Source organism: Streptomyces sp. NPDC048644 (genome assembly GCF_043199105.1).
In the GTDB taxonomy this organism is placed as follows: domain Bacteria; phylum Actinomycetota; class Actinomycetes; order Streptomycetales; family Streptomycetaceae; genus Streptomyces.
In genome coordinates this window covers 159070-183356 of the sequence record NZ_JBICVO010000011.1, presented here as the reverse complement: position 1 = coordinate 183356, position 24287 = coordinate 159070, and the positions used below count along the sequence as shown (strand labels likewise).

General features: G+C 70.8%; 13 protein-coding genes and 1 pseudogene. 13 read left to right on the top strand and 1 reads right to left on the bottom strand.

The window, feature by feature from the left end; translation table 11 throughout:
- Nucleotides 1-18: 18 nt before the first annotated feature.
- The 3 genes from ACGFNI_RS24765 to ACGFNI_RS24755 all read left to right on the top strand — a co-directional run bounded on the left by ACGFNI_RS24765 (nucleotide 19) and on the right by ACGFNI_RS24755 (nucleotide 3082).
- Nucleotides 19-1323 (top strand): amidohydrolase, encoded by a 1305-nt coding sequence (locus ACGFNI_RS24765; RefSeq protein WP_393686823.1) that lies wholly within the window; start codon nucleotides 19-21, stop codon nucleotides 1321-1323.
- 118 nt (nucleotides 1324-1441) lie between these two features.
- Entirely contained in the window at nucleotides 1442-2350 is a 909-nt protein-coding gene (cynR, locus tag ACGFNI_RS24760; RefSeq protein WP_393686822.1) for a transcriptional regulator CynR, read from the top strand.
- Between the two features lie 81 nt (nucleotides 2351-2431).
- Nucleotides 2432-3082 carry a GntR family transcriptional regulator gene (locus ACGFNI_RS24755; protein ID WP_393686821.1) on the top strand — a complete coding sequence of 217 codons (651 nt, stop codon included), beginning with the start codon at nucleotides 2432-2434 and terminating at the stop codon, nucleotides 3080-3082.
- A gap of 38 nt (nucleotides 3083-3120) precedes the next feature.
- Here the strand turns inward: ACGFNI_RS24755 and ACGFNI_RS24750 are convergent.
- Nucleotides 3121-3510: pseudogene (locus ACGFNI_RS24750) on the bottom strand (LuxR C-terminal-related transcriptional regulator); the annotation flags it as partial.
- Nucleotides 3511-3821: 311 nt separating this feature from the next.
- On the opposite strand from ACGFNI_RS24750, the gene ACGFNI_RS24745 reads away from it, so the two are divergent.
- From ACGFNI_RS24745 to ACGFNI_RS24700, 10 genes are all read left to right on the top strand, one after another.
- Nucleotides 3822-4250: a VOC family protein gene (locus ACGFNI_RS24745; protein ID WP_393686820.1), complete on the top strand. Its 429-nt coding sequence runs from the start codon at nucleotides 3822-3824 to the stop codon at nucleotides 4248-4250.
- Nucleotides 4251-4377: 127 nt separating this feature from the next.
- Nucleotides 4378-4539 (top strand): hypothetical protein, encoded by a 162-nt coding sequence (locus ACGFNI_RS24740; protein ID WP_393686819.1) that lies wholly within the window; start codon nucleotides 4378-4380, stop codon nucleotides 4537-4539.
- Nucleotides 4540-4802: 263 nt separating this feature from the next.
- A complete protein-coding gene (locus ACGFNI_RS24735) occupies nucleotides 4803-6251 on the top strand; it encodes an FG-GAP and VCBS repeat-containing protein (protein WP_393686818.1) in 1449 nt (482 codons plus the stop codon).
- A 259-nt stretch (nucleotides 6252-6510) separates the two neighbouring features.
- Nucleotides 6511-7560: a Rieske 2Fe-2S domain-containing protein gene (locus ACGFNI_RS24730; RefSeq protein WP_393686817.1), complete on the top strand. Its 1050-nt coding sequence runs from the start codon at nucleotides 6511-6513 to the stop codon at nucleotides 7558-7560.
- Nucleotides 7561-8018: 458 nt separating this feature from the next.
- The gene (locus tag ACGFNI_RS24725) at nucleotides 8019-8945 is read left to right on the top strand and encodes a sterol desaturase family protein (protein ID WP_393686816.1); all 927 of its coding nucleotides are present in this window, start codon (nucleotides 8019-8021) and stop codon (nucleotides 8943-8945) included.
- Nucleotides 8946-9053: 108 nt separating this feature from the next.
- Nucleotides 9054-18494, top strand: a complete 9441-nt coding sequence (locus ACGFNI_RS24720) for an amino acid adenylation domain-containing protein (RefSeq protein WP_393686815.1) — start codon at nucleotides 9054-9056, stop codon at nucleotides 18492-18494.
- Nucleotides 18484-20160, top strand: coding sequence for a phytoene desaturase family protein (locus ACGFNI_RS24715; RefSeq protein WP_393686814.1), 1677 nt, complete (start codon nucleotides 18484-18486; stop codon nucleotides 20158-20160). Before ACGFNI_RS24720 ends, ACGFNI_RS24715 begins: the two co-directional genes overlap by 11 nt.
- A 50-nt stretch (nucleotides 20161-20210) precedes the next feature.
- Nucleotides 20211-21911: a phytoene desaturase family protein gene (locus tag ACGFNI_RS24710; RefSeq protein WP_393686891.1), complete on the top strand. Its 1701-nt coding sequence runs from the start codon at nucleotides 20211-20213 to the stop codon at nucleotides 21909-21911.
- Entirely contained in the window at nucleotides 21908-22963 is a 1056-nt protein-coding gene (locus ACGFNI_RS24705; RefSeq protein ID WP_393686813.1) for an MDR family NADP-dependent oxidoreductase, read from the top strand. The genes ACGFNI_RS24710 and ACGFNI_RS24705 overlap by 4 nt, the downstream gene beginning before the upstream one ends.
- 89 nt (nucleotides 22964-23052) lie before the next feature.
- Nucleotides 23053-24255: a cytochrome P450 gene (locus ACGFNI_RS24700; RefSeq protein ID WP_393686812.1), complete on the top strand. Its 1203-nt coding sequence runs from the start codon at nucleotides 23053-23055 to the stop codon at nucleotides 24253-24255.
- The last annotated feature ends 32 nt before the right edge of the window (nucleotides 24256-24287 follow it).

The window sequence follows — 24287 nt, the reverse complement described above, 5'->3', positions numbered from 1 at the left end:
ACCGACCGAAGGAGTCCCATGCCGCCCTCACCCTCCGAACCTTCCCGCCGCGGTGTCCTCGCGGGGGCCGCCGCGCTCGCGGGTTCCGGCACCGTGCTGTCCGCTGCCGCCCCGTCGGCGCGGGCCGAATCCCGGGCGCGGCCGAGTCGCCCGGTGGTCTTCCGCACCGTGCGGCCCTTCGGCGCGAAGCGCCCGGTGGACCTCACCGTCGTCGACGGCCGCATCACGGACGAGCAGGCCCCCGAGGACGCCGAAGTGATCGACGGCGGCGGTCGCATCGCCCTGCCGGCGCTGGTGGACGCGCACATCCACCCCGACAAGACGGCGTGGGGCGGCACCTGGATGTCGCGCAAACCGGCCGACGGCATCGCCGATCTCGCGGCCCAGGACGTGGAGGTGTTCCACGGTCAGCGCAGGCCGGTCGCCGAGCGGGCGTACGGGCTGATGGCGCACGCCGTGACGCGCGGCACGCGAGCCATGCGCGCCCACGCCGACATCGCGCCCGCCTACGGCCTGACCTGCGTGGAAGGCGTCGCGCACGCCCGCGAGCGGCTCCGGCACGCGCTCGACGTCCAGATCGTGGCGTTCCCGCAGCACGGCGTCGTCCGCGCGCCCGGTACGGCGGCGCTCCTCAAGGAGGCGGCGCGCAGCGGGTCCGTCGACTTCATCGGCGGGATCGATCCGATCGGCTTCGACCAGGCACTGGACGAGCAACTTGACCTGGTGTTCGGCCTCGCGGACCGGTACGGCGTCGGCGTGGACATCCACCTGCATGACCGGGGCGAGAAGGGTCTCACGGCGCTGCGCGGCATCATCGACCGCACCCGGACGCTTTCCCTGCGGGGCAGGGTGACGGTCAGCCATGTGTTCTGCCTGCCTGGCCTGTCCGACGCGGAGCTGGCGCGGGTGGCGGGAGACCTCGGCGAGCTGGACATCGCGCTGACCACCGTGGCACCGAGCGAGTCGCTGGTCCTGCCGATCGCCCGGCTGAAGGAGCACGGGGTACGCGTCGGGCTCGGCTCGGACGGGGTGCGCGACGCGTGGAGCCCGTTCGGCAACGCGGACATGCTGCACCGTGCGCATCTGCTCGGCTGGGTCGATGACGTCCGCCTCGACTCGGAACTGGCGGCCTGTTACGAGGCGGGTTCGCACGGCGGCTCGGACGTCCTGCGGCTGCCCCGCGCCGACCTGTCCCCCGGTTCCCCCGCCGACTTCCTTCTCGTCAGCGGCGAGTGCCTGCCGCAGGTCGTGGTGGACCTGCCCGCGCGGGATCTGGTGGTGCACGGCGGCCGGGTGGTGGCCCGCGACGGCGAACTGAGGTGACCTGCGCACGGGCCCCTGCCGCCGCGACGCGCATGGCAGGGGCCCGGCGCCCTCTTCCCCGCCATCGCCGTCGGGCTCGGCGGCGGCGCCATGGCCGCCGATGCCTATAGTCCGGCGTATGGGTCCGGAACTACGTCACCTCCGCTATCTGATCGCGGTGGCCGAGCAAGGCAACTTCACCCGCGCCGCCGAGGTGCTGTGCATCTCCCAGCCGACGCTCTCGCAGCAGATCAAACAGCTGGAACGCGCCGTCGGCGTCCAGCTCATCGACCGCAGCGGGCGCAGTGTCCGGCCGACCGACGCGGGTGAGGCGTACGTGCACTACGCCCGGCGCGCCCTGCGGGAGCTGGCCGCCGCCGACCGCGCGGTCCTGGACGTCGCCGACCTCTCCCGGGGGCATCTGCGTCTGGCGATGACACCCACCTTCACCGCCTACCTCCTCGGTCCTCTCGTGCAGGAGCTGCACGAGGGCTTTCCCGGCGTCACGCTGGAGGTGAGCGAGATGGCGCAGGACCGCATCGAAACGGGCCTCCTGGCCGACGAACTCGACCTCGGCATCGCCTTCGAAAGACCCCACCCGCCCGGCATCGCCGCCACCGCGCTGTTCGCCGAGACCCTCAGCCTGGTCGCCACCGCGGACCGCCCCGGCACCCGGGAGCGGCGGCCGATGCCGGTGCAGCGGCTCGCCGAGCAGCAACTCGCCCTGCTCAGCGCGGGTTTCGCCACCCGCGGCCACATCGACGCCTACTTCGCCCGGCACCGCGTCAGCCCGCCGATCGCGGTGGAGGCCAACACCATCCAGGCACTCACGGAGATCGTGCGACGCACCCCCGCGCTGGCCACCGTCCTCCCCGACGCCATCACCGACGATCACCCGCACCTCACCCCCCTTCCCCTCGACCCTCCCCTGCCCACCCGCGTCGCCGCGCTGCTGCGCCGTGACAGCGCCTACCAGAGCGCCGCCGCCCGCGCCTTCACCCGGCTCGCCGGTCACGTGGTCCGCGACCGCGGCTACGCGCCGGCCTGACGGCGGCACGACGGCACGGCAGCCGCGTCGGCCGACGGACGGCAGGCCGGGCGCGGCACGGGCCGATGAGAGAATGAGGGCATGGCAGGGTCTGGAGGGTTTGAACCCGAATCCGAGCGGGTCACCCGGCAGTTGCGCGACGAGATCATCGACGGCGTGCGCACACCGGGCAGCAAACTGGTCGAGCGCGAACTCGCCGCCGAACTGGGGGTGAGCCGGCTGCCGATCCGGGATGCCCTGAAGGCGCTGGTGTCCGAAGGGCTGGTGACGCTGCGCCCGCGGACGTGGGCCGTCGTGCGGGAGTTCACGCCGACGGACATCGCCGACCTCGACGAGGTGCGGTCGGCCTTCGAGACGCTGGCCTTCGGGCTGGCCGCCCAGCGCCGTACCCGCGCCGGACTCGCCCGGCTGCGCGCGGACCTCGACGCCGAGCTGACCGCGGCCGGCGAGGGAGACGCCGTACGCGCCCGGCGGGCGGCGGCCGACTTCCACGAGACGGTGACCTCACTCGCCGACAACGAGCTGCTGAACGAACTGGAGCGCACCCTCCGCAGCCGGATGCGCTGGCTCCTGGGGCAGCACGACGACCTCACGGCGATGGCGAAGGAACACGAAGAGCTCTACACCGCCGTCGCCGACCGTGACGTGGCGCGGGTCGAAGAGCTGGCCGAAAAGCACGTGGAGACCGGCCGCAACGCAGCCGCCGCCCGCCGGAAGCAGCCCCGGGACTGACCTCCGGACCGCACCGCCGCCCGACCCCTCCGGCCTGCCTACCCGGGCAGCAGGCGCTGTTCCTTCGCGACGGCGACGGCGCCCGCGCGGGTGTCGACGCCGAGCTTGGTGTAGATCCGGCCGAGGTGGGTCTTGACGGTGGCCTCGCTGATGAAGAGCGCGCGGGCGATGTCACGGTTGCCGAGGCCGCGCGCGAGCTGCCCGAGGATGTCCCGCTCCCGGTCGGTGAGGGTCGGCCCGGCGGCACCGCGCATCCGGTCCATCACCCGTCCTGCGACCGGCGGCGACAGCGTCGTACGGCCCTGGGCTGCGGCGCGGATCGCCGCGAACAGCTCCCCGGGCCGCTCGGCCTTGAGCAGGTACCCGGTGGCGCCCGCCCCGATGCCGCGGGTGATGTCGGCGTCCGTGTCGTACGTGGTGAGCACCCGATCAAGGTTAGCCAGCGCAGCGACGCCCGCATCAGCCGATCGGCTGACCCGCCGGTCGTCCGCGTCACCGGCGCGCTGTCGCCTGCGCCCGTGGCCGTGGCCGGGAACGGCGTTGTCCCTGCGCCCGGTTCACCACTAAAATCGGCCGGGTGACTGCCGGGTCGGCCATGGGCCATACACGAGTGAGGCGCCCGGCCTCGGCGTGAGCGCGAGGCGGGCAAGAGGCCCGCCCCCTTCTCCGTGTCTTTGCTCCCGGCGCCCGCACGCGGCGCCTCTGCCAACGCATCCCGAAGACCCGGAGAACCCCACCGATGTCACATGCCCCGCAGTACGCCCATGCCCCCGAGCCGTCGGCGGCTTCCGTCCAGCTGAACCACACCGTCGTCCATGCCAGTGACCGGCACCTGTCGGCCGAGTTCATCGCCACGATCCTGGGTCTTGAGGTCGGCGCTCCGTTCGGGCCTTTCCTGCCCGTCGACCTCGGCAACGGCGTGACGCTCGACTACTACGAGAAGCGGGACGAGCCGATCCAGTCGCAGCACTACGCGTTCCTCGTGCCCGAAGCGCAGTTCCCCACCATGATCGCCCGGCTGGAGGCCGTCGGGGTCACGTACTGCGCCGACCCCGGTCACACCGAACCCGGCCGGACCAACAACCTGTTCGGCGGTCACGGCGCGTACTTCGCCGACCCGGACGGCCACAACATGGAGATCATGACCCGGCCCTACGTGCGTCCCTGACGCGCCGTCAAGCGGTAGGCCCACCGGCTTACTTGTCGTTGAGCGGCCCGCGGCCCCCGGTCCGGGCCGGTGCCCGGACCGGGGGCCGTGGAACTCCGCTGCGCCTGTCCGAGCCTTTGTGAGGAAGTTGAAACGGGCGAGGTTCGGCTGCTGGGCACTGCTGGACGGCCCGGCGCTCCCGCCCCGCCACCACAACGGCAGGCTAAGGCTGCACGGCGCCCCTGAAACGACCTGGGCCGAGCCGGTCACCGACCAGCAGTACAGCGGCTCCCGTACCCGCAGCCAGTAGGGATCTTCCTGCTGAAATACGCCTTCGCCGGGTCGGACCGTCGCAGACCGGCCCGCGCGTACCCCGCCATCACCGGGTCCGCGGAAAAGCGGCGCGCACAGGTGCAACCGCCGAGGCGCGACACGGTGTCATGCGCCGTGAAGGCATTTCATCCGAGCACCCAACTCACCACACCCCCAACCCACTTGTCCCCTTTCACCCCACTCCCCCACAACCCACCCCCACCACTCAACTCCCACTCAACTCACCTTCCAGGAGGTCGTGTGCGTAATCGCACCAGGGGCGCGATAGCAGCAGGCATCGGTGTCGTCGCCGCGGGGGCGCTCGCCGTCACCGCCGGGGCCGTCACGTCGGGCTCGTCAGGGCCCGCCAAGGACCCGCAGGCCGCGGTCAAGAAGTCCGCGGTGAAGGAGGACTTCAACGGCGACGGCTACAACGACCTGGCCATCGGAGCCCCCGGCGCCTCGGGCGGGTCCGGCTACCTGGCCGTCGTCTACGGTTCGGCCCACGGTCTTGACCCCGCCACCCGCACCGTCATCGACGCCAAGATGCTCGGGATTCCGGACATCGAAGGCCATTTCGCCGACAAGCTCGCCGCCAGGGACCTGGACGGTGACGGCGTGACGGACCTCGTCGTGCAGGCCGCGGGCGGGTCCGGGGACCGCCTGATCGCACTGTGGGGCGCCAAGGGCAAGGGGCTGAGTGCCCAGGGGGCCGTCCGGCTCCACGACGCCCAGCGGATGGCCGCCGGTGACTTCAACGGCGACGGCAAGCAGGACCTGTTCGTCACCGAGTACATGAAGGAGAACAAGGCCACCCTGCTCCAGGGCCCCTTCACCCGCGACGGCAAGCCCGCCAAGGTGCAGACGCTCTCGGTGACCGAATCCGACGACGAGGCGCTCGGGCTCACCGCAGGAGACATCAACGGCGACGGCGCCGACGACGTGTTCGTGAGCCGGGCCATGGAGGAGTCGGCACGCCCTGGCGCCGTGCTCCTGGGCGGCAGGAACGGGCTGACCAAGCAGACCGGCAAGGGGCCCGAGGCCCTGCCCGCCACCCTCGGCGACTTCAACGGTGACGGCAAGGCGGACCTGGCCTACCGCGAGGCACCCGGCGGGGTCGTCGAGGGCCCGTGGACCGACTCCGGCACCGTCAAGGTGCGTTACGGCACGAAGGACGGGCTCGGCAGCCGCACCGCCACCTTCACCCAGGCCACCCCGGGTGTGCCGGGCGCGAACGAGACGGGTGACGTGTTCGGCGCCTCGCTCGCCGCGGGCGACGTCGACGGCGACGGCCGCGACGAGCTGGCCGTCGGCGTGCCGGGCGAGTCCATCGGCAGCAAGCACAAGGCCGGTTCGACCGTCCTGCTCAAGGGCTCGGCCGACGGGCTGACCGGAACCGGCGCGCAGGCGTTCAGCCAGGACACCGCCGGAGTGCCGGGCGTGGCCGAGGCGGGCGACGAATTCGGCGGCAATGTGCGGCTGTTGGACGTCAACGGCGACGGCAAGGCCGACCTGGCCGATTCCGCGCCCGGTGAGAACGCCGGCGCCGGCGCCGTCTGGTCCGTTCCCGGCAGCGCGTCGGGCCTGGTCACCGGCAAGGCGACGTCCTTCGCACCCGGTGACCTGGGGGCGCCCGCGCCCGGGGCCTCGTTCGGCGACAACTTCAACGGCTCGACGGAGTCGCCTCTTTGGGGCCTCGAAGAGAACTGATCCACTGCGGGCCGGTGGCCCGCCCCCGGAGACCGAGCGGCCCCCGACCGTATGACGGCGGGGGCCGTTCGCCTGCCCGGCGGTGATTTCCGACCGTTCCGGTCCGCCTCGACAGTCGCCGGAAATACCCCTCATACCGCACTTCGCCGCTCTTGCCGCGCTTCGCCAACGTGCACTCATTCGGGTGAGATACGGCGCGTCGGGACGATCTCAGGACGCTGTGGGCATTCTCCAGGCGAACGGATGTGAAGGGGGCGGCATGGGAATAGCACGCGAATACGGGCGGGCCATCAGCGAGGGCCCGACTCCGGCCGACGCTGCGGGGACCTTGGCCCTGCCCTACCCGAGCGGCTGGGCCGCGCTGGCGTTCTCGGACGAACTGCCGCCGGGTACCGTCCTCACCCGGCCGCTGGCCGGCGAGGACGTGGTCCTCTACCGGCTGACCTCGGGCGCGGTCCGGGCCGTCCGGCCGTACTGTCCGCACCTCGGCGCCCACCTCGGCCTCGCGAAGGTCGAAGGGGACAATCTGATCTGCCCGTTCCACTTCTTCGCCTTCCGCCCCGACGGGACCTGTGCGCGGACGGCGTACGGCGCCCCGCCGCCCAGATCACGCCTTACGTCGCTGCCCGTACGGGAGGCCAACGGCGCCGTCTTCGTCTGGCGGCACCACGACGGCCGGGCGCCGGACTGGTCCATCCCCAACTGGCACACGATCGGCCACCGGCCCGCCCGCCACATGGCCTGGGAACTGGCCGGCAACGTCCAGGAAGTGATCGAGAACTCGGTGGATCTCGGGCATTTCGCCACCCTGCACGGCTGGTCCAAGGCCGAGATCGGCGGGCCGGTCGCGTACGCCGACGCGACGTTCCACGTCTCCATGCGGGCCCATGAATCGGCGCCCCTGGTAGGCGACTTCGTCGTCGAGGTGGAGGTGGACGGGTACGGGCTCGGCTGCCTGCACGCGGACATGTACACACCCCGGCTCGGCCTGCGGATGTGCACGATGGTGATGCCGACGGCCATCGCGCCCAACCGCATGCAGTTCCGGCAGCTGAACCGCATCGCCTTCAGCGAACCGGCCCGGCTGCCCGCGCCGCTCGCCCGCGTGGTGAGCCGGACCGCCGCCCGGCTGCTGGACCGCTCGATCTTCCGGTCCAGCTGCGAGTTCACCGCCGCCGACTTCCCGGTCTGGCACCACAAGCTGTACCAGCAGCCGCCCGGGCTCGCGCACGGCGACGGTCCGATCGGCCCGTTCCGGCGCTGGGCCCAGCGGTTCTACCCGCCGCCGACGGAGCGCGAGGACGCCTGACGACCGGTCGCCCTCTGAGCGGGAAACCCCATTGGCATACTAGTAATATTAAGTAGCTCAAATTGATGACACGGGGCTCTTTTCATATTCCCCCGGTGTGGACCATCCGGTTCAATGGTCATCAGGTGGAGAGCGGTGACGCGGATACCTGGAATGACACATCGGTACGCCTTGCTCAAGGCCACCGGAAAAGAAAAGGAACAATGCATACCCGGTTCAGTCGACGCTCGTCCATGCGTTTTGCGAGTCCGTACAGGGACTTGAAAACAGCGATTTCCGGCCAGGCTCCCCGAAGCATCACACACCGCCATGAAGCGCCCGCCGAAACCTCCGGGCTCCTGGTGGGCGGGGGTGGTGGACCGCGCCGTGACGTGGCGGTCCACACCTCAAGCGGATCGCCGCAGCGGTGAGGACGTCACCTTTTTCCCTGTATCGCATCGCTCGTAGAGGTGCTACGGATGGAAGAGTTCGAACAGTCAGCCAGCAGCGAAATCGAGCCAGCCACATCCCAGCCGTTCACGAAGCGGATTTCGGATATTTTCCCGGGTTCCGTGCTGCGCGCGACCGCTTATCCAGTGCTTTTCCTTGCCACCCTTTCGGTGGCAATGACGGCACTGCGGTACCAGTGGGATCCCGCCCGGGTCAGCCCGATTTTCCTGATCGGCGTCGTCACCTATCTGGTGATTCTCGAACACCTGATTCCCTACGAGCGCGACTGGCGTCCCGGTGCCGAGGAATGGCGTTGGTACGGCGTCTATTTCCTGCTCACCATGGCCGGCGGAGCGCTGGCGCAGGGGCTGGTGACGACCGCCGTCGGTGTGCTGTCACCTGCCGACCCGGCGCTCGCGCTGTGGCAGGAGATCCCGTGCGCGCTGCTGAGCGGTTCGCTGACGGGGTACCTGGTGCACCGGCTGGCGCACACCCACGCATGGCTGTGGCGTCTGCACGGAGTGCACCACGTCCCGCAGAAGGTCAACGTCGCCAACAACGGCGTCAACCACGTCCTCGACATCGTCATCGAGCAGGGCTGCGTCCAACTGGCCCTGGCGCTGGCCGGGTTCTCGCAGGAATCGGTGTTCGTGGTGGGCCTCTTCGTCGTCGCGCAGGGCTACTTCATCCACGCCGACATCGATGTCCGCTTCGGCTGGCTCAACCATGCGCTGGCCAGTCCTGAACAGCACCGGCTGCACCACAGCACCGCGCTGTCGCAGGCCGGCCACTACGGCGCCGACCTCTCGGTCTGGGACCACCTCTTCGGCAGCTTCACCTGGCGGCCCGGAATCAGGCCGGTCGCGGTCGGCCTCCGGGATCCCGCGTCGTTTCCCGGTACCGGCGAGATCATCGCCGCCCATCTCCACCCCTGGCGCCGTGCGAGGAAGGGCTGACCGCCGCCCACCTGGCCGGCCGTCCCCGAAGCACGCACCACCACTCATCATCCCCATACCCCTTCCCCCATCCCCAGTGCCGCGGCGCACGACGTGAGGAGTTCGACCATGACGGAGGCGCACGACGCTGCCGCACAGGGCAAAGTGGCCATCATCGGCATGGGCTGCCGGCTGCCCGGCGGCGCATCCGACCACCGCACGTTCTGGCGGAACCTGCTGGACGGCAAGGACTGCATCACACCGACCCCTGCCGACCGCTACGACGTCACCACGCTCGGCAGCCGGTTCAAAGACAAACCAGGGCGCCTGGTAGGTGGCCGCGGTGGCTATATCGACGGCTTCGACGAGTTCGACCCCGCCTTCTTCGGCATCAGCCCGCGCGAGGCCGACCACATGGACCCGCAGCAGCGCAAGCTGCTTGAGGTGGCCTGGGAGGCCCTGGAGGACGGCGGGCAGCGGCCCGCGGAGCTGGCCGGAGGCGAAGTCGGCGTGTTCGTCGGCGCGTTCACGCTCGACTACAAGATCCTCCAGTTCTCGGACCTCAGCTTCGAGTCGCTGGCCGCGCACACGGCGACCGGCACCATGATGACGATGGTGTCGAACCGCATCTCCTACTGCTTCGACTTCCGCGGCCCGAGCGTCTCGCTCGACTCCGCGTGCAGCTCATCGCTGGTGGCCGTGCACCTCGCCTGCCAGAGCCTGAACCGCGGCGAGACCGGCATCGCACTGGCCGGCGGGGCGCTGCTGCACATGGCGCCGCAGTACACCATCGCCGAGACCAAGGGCGGATTCCTCTCCCCCGACGGCCGGTCGCGGACCTTCGACGCCTCGGCCAACGGCTACGTACGGGCCGAAGGGGTCGGCATCGTCGCGCTCAAGCGGCTGGACGACGCCCTGCGCGACGGGGATCCGATCCACGCGGTGATCAGCGGCAGCGGCGTCAATCAGGACGGCCGCACCAACGGCATCACCGTGCCGAACCCGGACGCGCAGGTCACCCTCATCCAACGGGTCTGCGCCGAGGCCGGCATCACGCCGGGCGACCTGCAGTACATGGAGGCGCACGGCACCTCGACGCCGGTCGGCGACCCCATCGAGGCCAACGCGCTGGGCCGCGCGCTGGCGGTCGGGCGGCGGCCCGGTGACCGCTGCTACGTCGGCTCGGTCAAGGCCAACATCGGGCACACCGAGTCGGCCGCCGGCATCGCCGGGCTGATCAAGACCGCCCTGTGCCTCGAACACCGGCAGATCCCGCCCCACATCAACCTGGAGCACCTCAACCCCGCCATCGAACAGGACGCCCTGCCGTACGAGTTCCCCGAACGGGTGACCGCATGGCCCGCGCACGAGGGCACCGCGCGAGCCGGGGTGAACTCGTTCGGCTTCGGCGGCACCAACGCGCACGTCCTCCTGGAGGCGGCGCCCCCGCAGCGTCCCGCCGAGCGCCCCGCAGCGGCGGAGCAACGGGACTGGACCATCCTGCCGCTGAGCGCGCGGACCGCGGACAGCCTCCCCGATGTGGCCGCGGGCATCCGCGAGGAACTGGCCGGTGCCCACGGGGCCGCGGTGTCGCTGACCGACATCGGCCACACCCTCGCCCACCGCCGTCAGCACCACGCCGCGCGCCTGTCCGTCGTCCACTCGTCCCGCGACTCCCTGGACGAGGCGCTCGCCGCCTACACACGCGGCGAGCCCCACCCCCGGGTGCTCCAGGGCCAGCAACGGGACGCCGCGCAGCGCCGCCTGGTCTGGGTGTTCACCGGCATGGGGCCCCAGTGGTGGGGCATGGGCCGGGAGCTGTTCGCGAACGAGCCGGTCTACCGCGAGGTGATCACCCGCTGCGACGAGGAGATCCGCAGGCAGGCGGGCTGGTCGCTGATCGAGGAGATGAACGCCGACGAGGGCGCGTCGCGGATGGCCGAGACCTGGCTCGCGCAGCCCGCCAACTTCGCGCTGCAGATCGGTCTGGCGGCGATGTGGCGCGCGTACGGCGTGCGCCCCGACGCCGTGGTCGGCCACAGCACCGGCGAGATCGCGGCCTTCTACGAGGCGGGGGTCTACACCCTGGAGGACGCGGTCAGGATCGCCCTGCACCGCAGCCGCCTCCAGCAACTGCTGGCCGGCACCGGCACCATGCTCGCCGTGAGCCTCTCCGAGGCGGAGGCGGAGCGCCATGTCGCGCCGTACGGCGACCGGGTCTCGGTGGCGGCGGTCAACAGCCCCACCGCGATCACCCTCGCCGGGGACGAGGACGCGCTGACGGAGCTGGCGGCCGAGCTGGGCGCCGAGCAGGTCTTCGCCAAGTTCCTTTCCGTGCGCGTCCCTTACCACAGCGCCTCCATGGAGGCGATCAAGGACGAGCTGCTGTCCTCGCTGGCCGGGCTCGCGCCGCAGGCCGCGCGGGTGCCGCTGTATCTGACCGGCGACGACGGTGTGGCGCGCGGCCCCGAACTGGACGCGGGCTACTGGTGGAAGAACGTCCGCGACCGGGTCCGCTTCCGCGCCGCGGTCGACCGCATCGCCGACGACGGCTACGGCCTCTTCCTGGAGATCGGCCCGCACCCGGTGCTCGGCCACTCCATCCGCGAGTGCCTCGAAGCCAAGGGCCTCGACGGCAAGGACGCCAAGGACCTCAAGGACAGCACGCTGCCGTCGATCCGCCGCCAGGAGGACGAACCGGAGCGCTTCGCCGCCTCGTTGGCGATGCTGCACAACCTCGGAGTCGACATCCGCTGGGACGTGCTGCACCCCGCGGGCCGGACGGTCCCCCTGCCGCGCTACCCGTGGAAGCGGGACCGCTACTGGACCGAGCCCGCGTCCGTCGAACAGGTCAGGCTCGGACACCTCGACCACCCGCTGCTGGGCCGCCGCACGGCACACGCCGAACCGACCTGGGAGGCGCGGCTCGACATCGAGGCCCTGCCCTACCTCGCCGACCACCGGATCCAGGACACCGTGGTGTGCCCCGCGGCCGGCTACCTGGAGATGGCGATGCAGGCGGTGCGGGCGGTCACCGGCGGCACGCACGTCGCGCTGTCCGGCATCGAGCTGCGCAAGGCGCTGTTCCTGCCCGACGAGGACAGCAGGACGGTGCAGCTGTCCCTCTCCATGGAGAACGCCGGGTTCACCATCGCGTCGCTGCCGGACGCGGACGGCGAACCGGTCGTGCACGCGAACGGCGTGGTACGCGCCGGGCAGCGCCGGTCGTACGGCCCCGCGCTGGACGCCGACGCGATCCGCGCGCGCAGCCTGCGCCGGCTGGACGGCGATGACTGCTACGCGGCGCTGGCCGCCCTCGGGTACCACTACGGCCCCGCCTTCCAGGCCATCGACGAGGTGTGGTTCGGGCCCGACGAGGTCCTTGCCCGGCTGCGTCCCACCGCGGGGCTCGGCGAGGACTCCGCCCGTCACCACTTCCATCCCGTACTCCTCGACGCCTGCTTCCAGTCTCTGCTGACCCCCCAGCTCCTGGAGGCACACGAGGAGGGCTCAACCGGCATCCGTCTGCCCCTGTCGATCGACGAGGTGTGCGCGGGGCCCGTCGGCGACCAGCCGCTCTGGGTGCACGCCACCGTCACCCGTCGCGACGAGGAGGAGCTGGTCGGCGACCTCACCGTGTACGGCGAAGGCGGCGAACCGCTCGGCCGGATCGGCGGGTTCCGCGCGGCCGACGTGGAGAAGGCGTCGACCACGGTCAGCCGGAGCACCATCGACTCCTGGCTGGCCGAGACCCTCTGGACCGACCGTCCGCTCGACGCCGCCGAGGCCGGAGGGGAGGACGGCCAGGTCACGGGCAGTGGCACGGACGCGCCGTCCGGACCCGGATCCTGGCTGGTCTTCGCGGACGCCGAAGGGCTCGGCGACGCACTGGCGGCCCAGGTCGGCGCGCGAGGCGAACGCTGCCACGTGGTGCGGCCCGGTCACGCCTACGGCCAGGAGGGGCGGGAGTTCACGGTCGTGCCTGGCTCCGTCGAGCACCTGGAGCGGCTCTTCGCCGATCTGGGCAGGCAGGGAGAGGAGCCGCCCGGCGCCCTCGTGCACCTGTGGAACCTCGATCTGCCGTCGATCGACGGCACCGCGCGGGCCGACTTCGAGCGGCACGTCAGCGTCGGCTCCTACTCGCTGATCGCGCTGGCCCGCGCGCTGCTGTCCAGCGGGACCGGTGGCCGGCTGCACATCGTCACGCGCGGTGCGCAGGCCGTCCGTCCCGGCGATGCCGCGGAGCCGCTGGGCGCGCCCGCGTGGGGTGTCGGCCGGGTGCTGTGGCACCAGGAACTGACCGGCCACCGCGGCAAGTTGATCGACCTCGACCCGGACGGTGACCGCGGCGCCGCCGGGCTCCGCGAAGCGGCGGCCGAGCTGCTGCGCGAGGTGCTGACCGACGACGAGGAAGAGATCGCGCTGCGCGGCGAGCGGCGCCTCACCAGTCGGCTGCGGCCCGCCGACGAGCTGACCCGGCCGCTGCCGCTGCGGCTGCGCGCCGACGGAAGTTACCTGGTGACCGGTGCCTTCGGGGCGCTCGGTCGGCTGCTGTGCCGCACGCTGGTCAGACGCGGTGCGCGCCGTCTGATCCTGATGGGCCGCAGCCGGCTGCCGGAGCGCGAGCAGTGGCGCGGGCTCGACCCCGCCACCCCGGAAGGCCGGGCCGTGGCGTTCCTCAAGGAGCTGGAGGCGCTCGGTGCGCAGCCCGTCCTGGCCCCGGTCGACCTGACCGACGAGGACGCGCTGACCGGCTGGCTCCAGGACCACAGGCGCGGCGACCCGCCGCCCATCCGGGGCGTGTTCCACCTGGCGGGCCAGGTGCGCGACACGCTGATCACGGACATGGACAGGTCCACCTTCGACGCGGTCCACGACCCGAAGGCCGTCGGCGCGTATCTGTTGCACCGGCACCTGCGGGACGAGCCGCTGGAGCACTTCGTCCTGTTCGCCTCGATCGCGTCGCTGCTGACGACGGCGGGGCAGACCAACTACGCGGCGGGCAACGCCTTCCTGGACGCGCTGGCCCACCACCGCCGCGCGCAGGGTCTGCCGGCGCTGAGTGTGGACTGGGGCCCGTGGGCGACCGGCATGATCGAGGAGCTGGGGCTCGTCGAGCACTACCTGCACAGCCGCGGGATGAGTTCGCTGTCACCCGAGGCGGGCATGGCGGTGCTCGAACGCGTCATGGGTCAGGACCGTGCCCAATTACTCGTCGCGACGGTCGTCGACTGGCCGGTCTTCCTGGCCTGGTACTCCTCGCCACCACCGCTGGTGTCCGAGCTGGCCGCGGCCTCGGAAGGGCCGGCGGGTGACGAGGGCAACGGATTCCTCGACACCCTTCGCGAAGCCGGTGCCCAGGAGCGCAGGTCGCTGGTGGCCGAGCGGTTCACCGCGCTGGTCGCCTCGGTGCTGCGGGCCGCTCCCGAGCAGGTCGATCCGTCGGCCGGGCTCAACGTCCTGGGGCTCGACTCGCTGCTGGCGATGGAGCTGCGGGCCAGGGTCCACGCGGAGTTCAAGGTCGCGCTGCCGGTGGTCGCGCTGCTGAGCGGCACCCCGGTCGGTGAGCTGGTATCGCAGCTCGACGACGGTCTGGCCGAGCTGATGGCGGCCGACGACGGGGGCGGCGACGCCGGGGCCCTGGAGTTGTACGAGGACGAGCGGGAGTACCCGCTGACGCAGAACCAGAAGGCTCTGTGGTTCCTCAAGCAGCTCAACCCCACGGGCTACGCCTACAACATCGGCGGCGCGGTGGAGGTGCGGGTCGCGCTCGAACCCGAGGTGATGTTCGAGGCGGTCCGCCGTCTGATCGCGCGCCACCCGGCACTACGCACCAACTTCCTGCTGGATGACGGGCAGCCGGTGCAGCGGGTGTCGCCCGAAGCCGCCGCGGACGTCGCCCTGTTCGACGTACAGGGCCAGGACTGGGACGACATCCACCGGGTGATCGTCGAGGAGTACCGCAAGCCCTACGACCTCGAACGCGATCCGCTGGTCCGCTTCCGCCTGTTCAAGCGCGGCGAGGACCGGTGGGTGATCATGAAGGCCGTCCACCACATCGTCTCGGACGCGATCTCGACGTTCACCTTCATCGAGGAACTGCTCGCGCTCTACGAGGGGTTGCGCCACGGCCAGGAGCCCACGCTGCCCCCGGTGCAGGCCCGCTACCTCGACTTCCTCAACCAGCAGAACCGCTTCCTGGCCGGCCGCGAGGCCAACGGGATGCTCGACTACTGGCGGTCGCATCTGCCGGACCAGGTCCCGCTGCTCGATCTGCCCGTCGACAAGCCACGCCCGGCCGTGCAGACGCACAACGGCGCCTCCGAGTTCTTCGTGCTCGACACGGAACTCAGCGCCCGCGTCCACGCCCTGGCGCGTGCGCACCACGTGACCCCGTTCATGGTGCTGCTCAGCGCGTACTACGTCCTGCTGCACCGCTACTCCGGGCAGGACAATCTCATCGTCGGCAGCCCGGTGACCGGCCGTACCCAGCAGGAGTTCGGCTCCGTCTACGGGTACTTCGTCAACCCGCTGCCGCTGCACGCCGACCTGTCGGGCGGCCCTTCGGTCGCCGAGCTGCTGGAGCAGGTCCGCACGACCGTGCTGAACGGCCTCGACAACCAGGAGTACCCGTTCGTCCTGCTGGTCGAGAAGCTGGGCCTGCAGCACGATCCGAGCCGCTCCGCGGTCTTCCAGGCGATGTTCATCCTCCTCACCCACAAGGTCGCCACCGAGAAGTACGGCTACCGGCTGGAGTACATCGAACTTCCCGAGGAGGAGGGCCAGTTCGACCTGACGCTGTCGGCGTACGAGGACGAGGCGGAGCGGCGTTTCCACTGCGTGTTCAAGTACAACACCGACCTGTTCCTGCCGGAGACGATGCGGCGGATGGCGTCGCACTACGTCAACCTGCTGGACGCGATGACCCGGGCGCCGGGCGAGCGGCCCACCACCGGTCTCGACATGCTGGACGCACCGGAGCGTGCGCGGCTGATCGGCGACTGGAGCGGTGCCGGCCGGCTGGCGCTGCCGCCCGGCGGCGCGGACCGCGAGACGGAGCCAGGCACCGAAGCGGACCTGCCGGTGCACGCCCTGATCGCCAGGGCAGCCGCCGCGCACCCCGATGCGGTGGCCGTCTCGGCGCCCTCGCTCGACGGCGCGACCCGGCGGCTGACCTACGGGGAACTGGAGGCCAGGGCAGGCCGGCTGGCCCGCCTGCTGCGGGCGCGTGGCGTCGGGTCCGGTTCGGTGGTCGCGCTGCGCCTGGACAAGTCACCCGAGCTGATCGTCGCGCTGCTGGCGGTCCTCAAGACGGGCGGCGCCTATCTGCCGCTCGAACCCGGCCATCCGGCGGACCGCATCGCCCGGATGGTGAACAGCGCCGGGGTCTCGCTCGTGATCGTCGGTGACGGTGACGCCCTGGCGGCGGCGAGCGTGCTGCCCGCCGATGTGGTGAGCCTGGGCGAGCTGCTGGGCGCGGACGCGGCGGCGTCAGGTGACGTTCCCGCGGTTCCGGTCGACATGGACGCCCCGGCGTACGTCATCCACACCTCGGGTTCCACGGGGCGCCCCAAGGCGGTACAGGTCAGCCACCGCAACCTCGCATCGGCGTACGGCGCGTGGCTCCAGGAGTACCGCCTGGAGAGCGACGTGCGGGTGCATCTCCAGATGGCCGCACCGTCGTTCGACGTCTTCACCGGTGACCTGGTGCGGGCGCTGTGCTCCGGCGGCAGCCTGGTGCTGGCCGACCGTGACCTGCTGTTCGACACCGCGCGCCTGTACCGGACGATGCGTCAGGAGCAGGTGGACTGCGGTGAGTTCGTGCCCGCCGTGGTGCGCGGCCTGATGGACCACTGCGAGCGGGAGGGGCTGTGTCTGGACTTCATGCGGCTGCTGGTCGTCGGCTCGGACGCCTGGAAGGTCGCGGAGTACCGGCGGCTGAGCGACCTGTGCGGCCCGCAGACCCGCGTGGTCAATTCGTACGGCGTCACCGAGGCGACCATCGACAGTGCGTACTTCGAGGGGCCCGTCGACGACCTGGAGCCCGGCCGGATGGTGCCGATCGGGCGGCCCCTGCCGAACAGCACGCTGCACATCCTCGACGAGCGCGGCGAGCCGGTGCCGCCCGGTGTACCGGGTGAACTGTGGATCGGCGGGCACGGCGTCGCGATCGGGTACGCCGGGGATCCGGAACAGACCGCGGAGCGGTTCGTGACCCGCGCCTTGGGGCGCGAGCCGGAGCGGCTGTACCGCAGCGGCGATGTCGCGCGGTGGGACGCGGAGGGCAGGGTGCATGTGCTCGGGCGGGTCGACAACCAGGTCAAGCTGCGGGGCCACCGCATCGAGATCGGTGAGATCGAGGCGCAGCTGGCGCAGTGGCCGGGTCTTGCGCGGGCGGTGGTCGCGGTGCGCACGGACACCGGCGGCGAGGCCGCGCTGTGTGCCTACTGCGTGCCGGCCAACGGCACGGCCCTGGACCGGCGCGAGCTGCGCCGCTACCTCGCCGGGTATCTGCCGACGTACATGATCCCTTCGTACTTCGTGGAGCTGCCCCAACTGCCGCTGACCCAGAGCGGCAAGGTGGATGTCGCCGCGTTGCCCGCGCCGCGGTTCGACGGGGGCGAGGAGCCCCACGAGGAGCCGGTGACGCGGTACGAAGTGAGCATGGCCCGGCAGTGGCAGAAGCTGCTCGGGTTGGAGCGGGTCGGCCTTGAGCAGGACTTCTTCGAGGTGGGCGGCAGTTCGATCAAGCTGATCGAACTGATCCACCACCTGCGGACGGAGTTCGGCGTCAGCATCCCCGTCAGCCGCCTGTACCAGGTCACGACCCTGCACGGCATGGCCCAGACCGTGGAGCAACTCCTGCACAGCGAGGCCGCCGACGAACTGCCGTATCTGACTTTCAACGGCCCGGGGACAACGGTCTTCTGCTTCCCGCCCGCGGGCGGCCACGGCCTCGTCTACCGCGAGTTCGCGGCGCGGCTGCCGCAGCACCGGCTCATCGCCTTCAACTACGTGCCGGGTGACGACAAGGTGGTGCGCTACGCGGACCTGGTCGAGTCGCTCCAGCCCGAGGGCCCGTGCCTGCTGCTCGGCTACTCCCTCGGCGGCAACCTCGCGTTCGAGACGGCCAAGGAGTTGGAGAGCCGCGGGCGCCGGGTGGCGCACGTGGTGATCCTGGACTCGCTGCGCATCGTGGAGCCCTACGTCGCCGGCCCCGAGCACATCGAGGCGTTCGAGGCCGAACTGGGCGAGCACCTGCTCAAGCACACCGGCTCGGAGGTCGTCGCGCAGGACGTACTCGATCACGCGGCGGAGTACCTGGCCTTCTGCGGGCGCACCCCGAACCTCGGGACGGTGGCGGCGGCGGTCAGCGTGATCACCGACGAGGAGAAGACCGCGCTCTACGCGTCCGACGAGCGCGGCACCTGGCACGGCAGCTCGACCGGCGGCACCGCGGTGCTGCGCGGCTCCGGCACGCACGCCGACATGCTCGACCCCAAGCACCTCACCCACAACGTGAACCTGGTGCTGGGCATCCTGGCGGGGGGCGAGATCCATGCCGGATGACCGCGAGCCTGACTGGAGCGAGCGCGGCTCGGGCGGCAGGCCCCGGGTCATCGTCATCGGCGCGGGAGTCGGCGGCATGTCCACCGGCAGCTACGCGCAGATGAGCGGGATGCGGACCCGCATCTTCGAGAAGCACGTACTGCCCGGAGGCTGCTGCACGGCGTGGTCGCGCGACGGCTACATCTTCGACTACTGCATCGAGTGGCTGATCGGAACGGCCGCCGGCAACGAGGCGCATCAGGTGTGGCGGGAGCTGGGGGCGCTCGACGGCAAGTCGATCACCAATTTCGACCTGTTCAACCAGGTCACCGACGAGAGCGGCCGTTCGGTGACGTTCTACAACGATCCGGACCGTCTGGAGCGGCACCTGCTGGATCTTTCGCCCGCCGACGCGCGGCCGATCCGCGCGTTCTGCCGGGATCTGCGACGGTTCCTTGACATCGAGCTGTACCCCTTCCTGACGCCGCCCCCGCTTCGGAGCGTGCGGGAGAAGGCGGCCCTGCTGCGGACCGTGCTGCCGGCGTTCCGTCTGTTCTGGCGTACCGCGGCGCTGCCGATGCACACCTTCGCCGACCGGTTCCAGGACCCGCTGCTGCGCCGGGCGTTCCGGAACATCTTCTTCCAGGACCCGGAGGGCTTCCCGCTGCTGCCCTACCTGTTCAACATGGCCAGCGCCTACCACCACAACGCCGGTTTCCCGCAAGGCGGTTCGCTGGGCCTGGCCCGGTCGATCGAGGAGCGGTACACGTCGCTGGGCGGTGAGATCACCTACCGTGCGCGGGTCGAGCGGATCCTGGTGGAGGACGACCGTGCGGTCGGCGTGGAGCTCCGCAACGGCAAGCGGTTCTACGCCGACCACGTGGTGGCGGCCTGCGACGGGCACACCGCCATCTACGGGCTGCTCGACGGCCGGTACACGGGGCCGCGGATCGACAAGCTCTACGAGGAGGTGCTGGACCGTCCCGGCGCCCTCTTCCCCGCCGTGGTCTCGGCCTTCGTCGGCATCAAGGGCGACCTCCCGACCGGCGACGCGCACAGCACCACGTATCTGCTGACCGACGAGGAGGCCGCCGAACTGCCGGGGGCGCTCCAGAAGAGCCTGGTGGTGCAGTTGCGTTCGCGCTATTCGGACGGCTTCGCCCCGGAGGGGAAGTCGGTGGTCCACTGCACCTACTTCAGCGACTTCTCCTACTGGAAGAACCTGCGCGGCAGCAACCGCAAGGAGTACTGGGCGCAGAAGCACAGGGTGGCCGACTTCGTGCGGAGCTTCCTGGAACGCAAGTGGCCCGGCACCGGGGAGCGGATCGACGTGGTCGACGTGGCGTCGCCGGCCACCACCAAGCGCTACACGGGCAACTTCAACGGCAGCATCCTGGCCTGGAAGGCGTTCTCCGAAGCCGACGACGTGGCGGCCAAGTTGGTGGCCAAGGACCGGATGCGGCTGCCGGGGCTGAGCGGGTTCTCCATGGCGGGGCAGTGGGTCGGCCTCGGCGGGCTGATCCGCGCCGCGTCGACCGGCAGGTTCGCGGCCCAGTACCTGTGCGAGGAGATGGGCCTGGAGTTCAGGGCGTGGGAGAGCACCGGCAACGAACCGTGGCATCCGGGGAAGCTGGGGCATCTGCCGCAGCTCGACCGGTGGTCCGCGCGTGGGAAGGCAGGCGCGTGAGCGGCGGGGAGGCGCCGGGCACGGCGCGGCCGGAGCACGGCAGAGAGACGATGATCATCATCGGTGCGGGCCTCGGCGGCCTGTCCACCGGCTGCTACGCGCAGATGAACGGCTACCGGACCCGGATCCTGGAGATGCACGAGATCCCCGGCGGCTGCTGCACGGCCTGGGAGCGGGGCGACTTCACCCTCGACTGCTGCATCAGCTGGCTGCTCGGCAGCGGCCCGGGTAACGAGATGCACCAGATCTGGCTCGAACTGGGCGCGCTGCAGGGCAAGGAGGTACGCCACTTCGACGTGTTCAACATCGTGCGCGGCCAGGACGGCAGGGCCGTCCACTTCTACTCCGACCCGGACCGGCTGGAAGCGCATCTGACCGCCATCTCACCGGCCGACGCCAAGCTGATCAGGCGGTTCTGCCAGGCGCTGCGCAAGTTCCGCAAGTGCCTGGAGGTGTACCCGTTCCTCAAGCCGGTCGGGCTGATGGGGACGGTCGAGCGCTGGCGGATGCTGGCGTCGTTCATCCCGTACTTCAACACCATCCGCACGTCGATCACCGAGCTGATGACGGACTTCTCGGCGAAGTTCCAGGACCCGCTGCTGCGCGAGGCGTTCAACTTCATCCTGTACGAGAAGCACCCGGCGTTCCCGGTGCTGCCTTTCCTCTTCCAACTGGCCTCGCACGCGAATCTGTCGGCCGGCGTCCCCGAGGGCGGCTCCCTCGGGCTCGCCGAGTCGATCGAGCAGCGTTACCGGCGGCTCGGCGGCGAGGTGACGTACAACGCCAAGGTCGAGGAGATCCTGGTCGAGGACGACCGTGCGATCGGGGTACGCCTCAGCGACGGGCAGGAGGTGTACGCCGACATCGTGGTCTCGGCCTGCGACGGATACACCACGACGATGAAGTTCCTCAAGGGCCGCTATCTCAACGAGACCTACCGCCACCTCTACACCGAGACCATCCACGAGCCCGGCATGGTCTTCCCCGGCTACTTCACGCTCTTCCTCGGCCTGCGGCGCCCCTTCCCCGAAGGGGAACCCTGCACGACGTACCTGCTCGACGAGGACATGGCCGCCGAGCTGACCGGCATCCGCCACCCGAGCATCAACGTCCAGTTCCGCAACCGGCATTACCCGGAACTCTCCCCCGAGGAGACGACCGTCGTCTACGCCACCTATTTCTGTGACATCGCGCCCTGGCGCGCCCTGGACGAGGGGGCGGAGCAGATCAGCCGCACCCGTGGGGGCCAGGAGGTGCACACCTTGCCGGTGCGCCACGGGCGCGGTTACTACGCGGCGAAGCGGCGGGCGCGCATGGCGCTGGTGCGGTTCCTGGAGGAGCGGTACCCGGGGATCGAGGACGCCATCGCGGTGCGCGACGTGTCCAGCCCGCTGACGCAGGTGCGCTACACGGGCAACTACAACGGGACCGTGCTCGGCTGGCAGCCGTTCGTGGAGAGCGGCGAGACGCTCGAAGAGCTGATCAAGAAGCACGGGCCAGGACTGCCGGGTCTTGCGAACTTCTACCAGTCCGGTGTCTGGGCGACGACGGGCGGCCTGATCAGGGCCGCCGCCGCCGGCCGGCACGTCATGCAGTTCATCTGCCGCGACGACGGGCGGCCCTTCACCGCCTCCGTCGACGAGACCGGGCCGCTGCCGACGCACCGCGTCATTCCGGTCGGGGTGCGCGTGCCCCCGCCCGCCCGCGAAGCGGTCAGGACAGCCGTCACCACAGAAAAGGACGCGACATGAAGAGCAAAAAATGGGTGGTCCGCGAGCACGTCGAGGGTGTGCCCGATATCGGCAGGGTCTACGAACAGGTCACCGAGGACGTGGGCGGGAATCTCGCGCCCGACGAGATGCTGCTGAAGACCCTGTACGTGTCGGTCGACCCGTATTTGCAGGGCATCGCGATGGACACCCCGCTCGGTATGCACATGGGGGCCGACTCGGTCATGGAGGTGATCGACGCCGGCCCGCAGGCGGCCCACCGGGTCGGTGACCTGGTGCAGGGGTTCGGCGGCTGGCGCGAGTACCTCGTCAGCAACGGCGAACCGCGGCTGTGGCAGACCGGGACGTTCCCGATGGTCTTCCCCGCCTACCGCCGGCTGGATCCGCAGTGGTTCGACGCGTCGCTGCCCCTGGAGACGGCGCTGAGCGTGATGGGCGGCCCCGGGATGACGGCCTGGGGGACGCTGAGCAAGTTCATGACGATCCGCCCCGACGACACCCTCGTGATCAGTGGGGCTTCGGGCGCCGTGGGGTCGCTGGTCGGCCAGTTGGCCAAGCGCGCCGGGGCGCGGGTGGTGGGCTCCACGTCCACCCCGGAGAAGGCGGAGCATCTGACCCGGCTCGGCTTCGACGAGGTCATCACCTACCGGCACGGTGACGACGCCGACGCGGTGCGGCAGGCGCTCAGGAAAGCCGCGCCTGACGGGGTCGACAAGTACTTCGACAATCTGGGCGGCACCGTGACCGACACGGTGTTCTCGCTGCTCAACGTCGGCAGCCAGGTGGCGGTCTGCTGGCAGTGGGCGACGCAGGTCGGCCGGGAGGGTGTCGGGCCACGCCTGCTGCCCTACATCATGTTCCCGCGGACCACCATCCGCGGCATCTTCTCGCTCGAATGGTTCACGGACGAGAACTGGGCGGCGCTCCACACCGAGTTGGGCGACATGGTCCGCCGCGGCGAGGTCACCTGCGAGCACACCGTCCACCACGGCTTCGACAACATCCCGGCGGCTTACGGGAGCCTGTACCAGGACCGGGCGGCCAGCCGGGGAAAGGTCCTTGTCAAGCTGTGAAGAGGGCGCCAATTCCGTTGCGTGACACCGGAGTTGGCGCCTTGTCGCCTTCCTCCACACCGCCCTACCGCCACGGACAAGGAGGTACCGTGTCCGCCGCAGACCCCACCACGGAAACGGTCGAACAGCCGCTGCTCCCGCTGCACCGCGTGGATTTCGGCGAGTCAGGCCCGCCGCAGCCCACCACTCTGCCCGACGGCAGCCCGGCCTGGCTGGTGACCCGGCACCACGACGTGCAGCAGGTACTCAGCGACACGCGATTCGGCCGGGCCCAGCTCTACGGGCCCGACGCCCCGCCCGTCTCGGACGTGCCCAACCTCGTCAACAATCCCGACCTGCTGTTCAACCAGGACGGGCCCGACCACATCCGGCTGCGCCGCACCTTCCGCCGGGCGTTCACCCCGCGGGCCGTCGCGCGCTGGCGTCCCTGGATCGCCGCCATGGTGGACGGCTGCCTGGACGAACTGGCCCGCAGTGAACCGCCGGTGGATCTGGTCGCCGGTTTCACCCTGCCGCTGCCGATCTCGGTGATCAGTGAGCTGATGGGTCTCGACGCGCGGGCGCAGGGCCGGTTGCGGCACTGGACCAAGTACGCCTTCTCGGACGGTTCCCACTCCCCTGACGAGATCGGCGCCGCGCTGGAGGAGTTCGCCGCGTTCGCCGCCGAACTGATCGGCGAGCGGCGGCGCAACCCCGGCGACGACCTCGTCAGCAGCCTGGTCCAGGCCGGGGACGCGGAGGGCGGCATTCCCGAGGCGCAGCTCGTCAGCCTGGTGTGCGGCCTGGCGGTGGGCGGCCATGACAGCACGATGACGATGCTCGGCAACTGCCTGCTCTACCTGCTCGGTGAGCGGCCGGAGTGCTGGCCGCGCCTGGGGTCGGACGAGAAGGCGGCCGAGTTGGCGGCCGAGCGGCTGCTGCACCTGATCCCGCTGGGCGACGACCGGGGCAGCATCCGCCATGCGTCCGAAGACGCCGAGGTCGGGGGCGTGATCATTCCGGCCGGATCGGTGGTGGTCGCCGACTGCGGCACGGCCAACCGGGATCCCGCCGTCTTCCCGGCCCGGCCCTTCGACGACCTGTTCGCCCCGCTGGAGGGGGCCAACATCGCGTTCGGGGCCGGGCCGCACTACTGCCTGGGTGCCTGGCTGGCCCGGCTGGAGTTGCAGCTCGCGCTGCACGGACTCGCCGCCCGCTTCCCCGGGCTGCGGCTCGCGGAGCCCGTTGAAGGTGTCGAGTGGCGTCTTGGCGCCACCTCGCGCAGTCCGCTGCGGCTGATGGTGACCTGGTAGCACCGGGGCGCCACTCGGACGGTGTGTCCGGG

Bases quoted from the DNA above. Each gene is read 5' to 3' on its own strand.
- ACGFNI_RS24765 (WP_393686823.1), top strand. From the start codon at position 19: ATGCCGCCCTCACCCTCCGAACCTTCCCGCCGCGGTGTCCTCGCGGGG.
- cynR (WP_393686822.1), top strand. From the start codon at position 1,442: ATGGGTCCGGAACTACGTCACCTCCGCTATCTGATCGCGGTGGCCGAG.
- ACGFNI_RS24755 (WP_393686821.1), top strand. From the start codon at position 2,432: ATGGCAGGGTCTGGAGGGTTTGAACCCGAATCCGAGCGGGTCACCCGG.
- ACGFNI_RS24745 (WP_393686820.1), top strand. From the start codon at position 3,822: ATGTCACATGCCCCGCAGTACGCCCATGCCCCCGAGCCGTCGGCGGCT.
- ACGFNI_RS24730 (WP_393686817.1), top strand. From the start codon at position 6,511: ATGGGAATAGCACGCGAATACGGGCGGGCCATCAGCGAGGGCCCGACT.
- ACGFNI_RS24725 (WP_393686816.1), top strand. From the start codon at position 8,019: ATGGAAGAGTTCGAACAGTCAGCCAGCAGCGAAATCGAGCCAGCCACA.
- ACGFNI_RS24720 (WP_393686815.1), top strand. From the start codon at position 9,054: ATGACGGAGGCGCACGACGCTGCCGCACAGGGCAAAGTGGCCATCATC.
- ACGFNI_RS24715 (WP_393686814.1), top strand. From the start codon at position 18,484: ATGCCGGATGACCGCGAGCCTGACTGGAGCGAGCGCGGCTCGGGCGGC.
- ACGFNI_RS24710 (WP_393686891.1), top strand. From the start codon at position 20,211: ATGATCATCATCGGTGCGGGCCTCGGCGGCCTGTCCACCGGCTGCTAC.
- ACGFNI_RS24705 (WP_393686813.1), top strand. From the start codon at position 21,908: ATGAAGAGCAAAAAATGGGTGGTCCGCGAGCACGTCGAGGGTGTGCCC.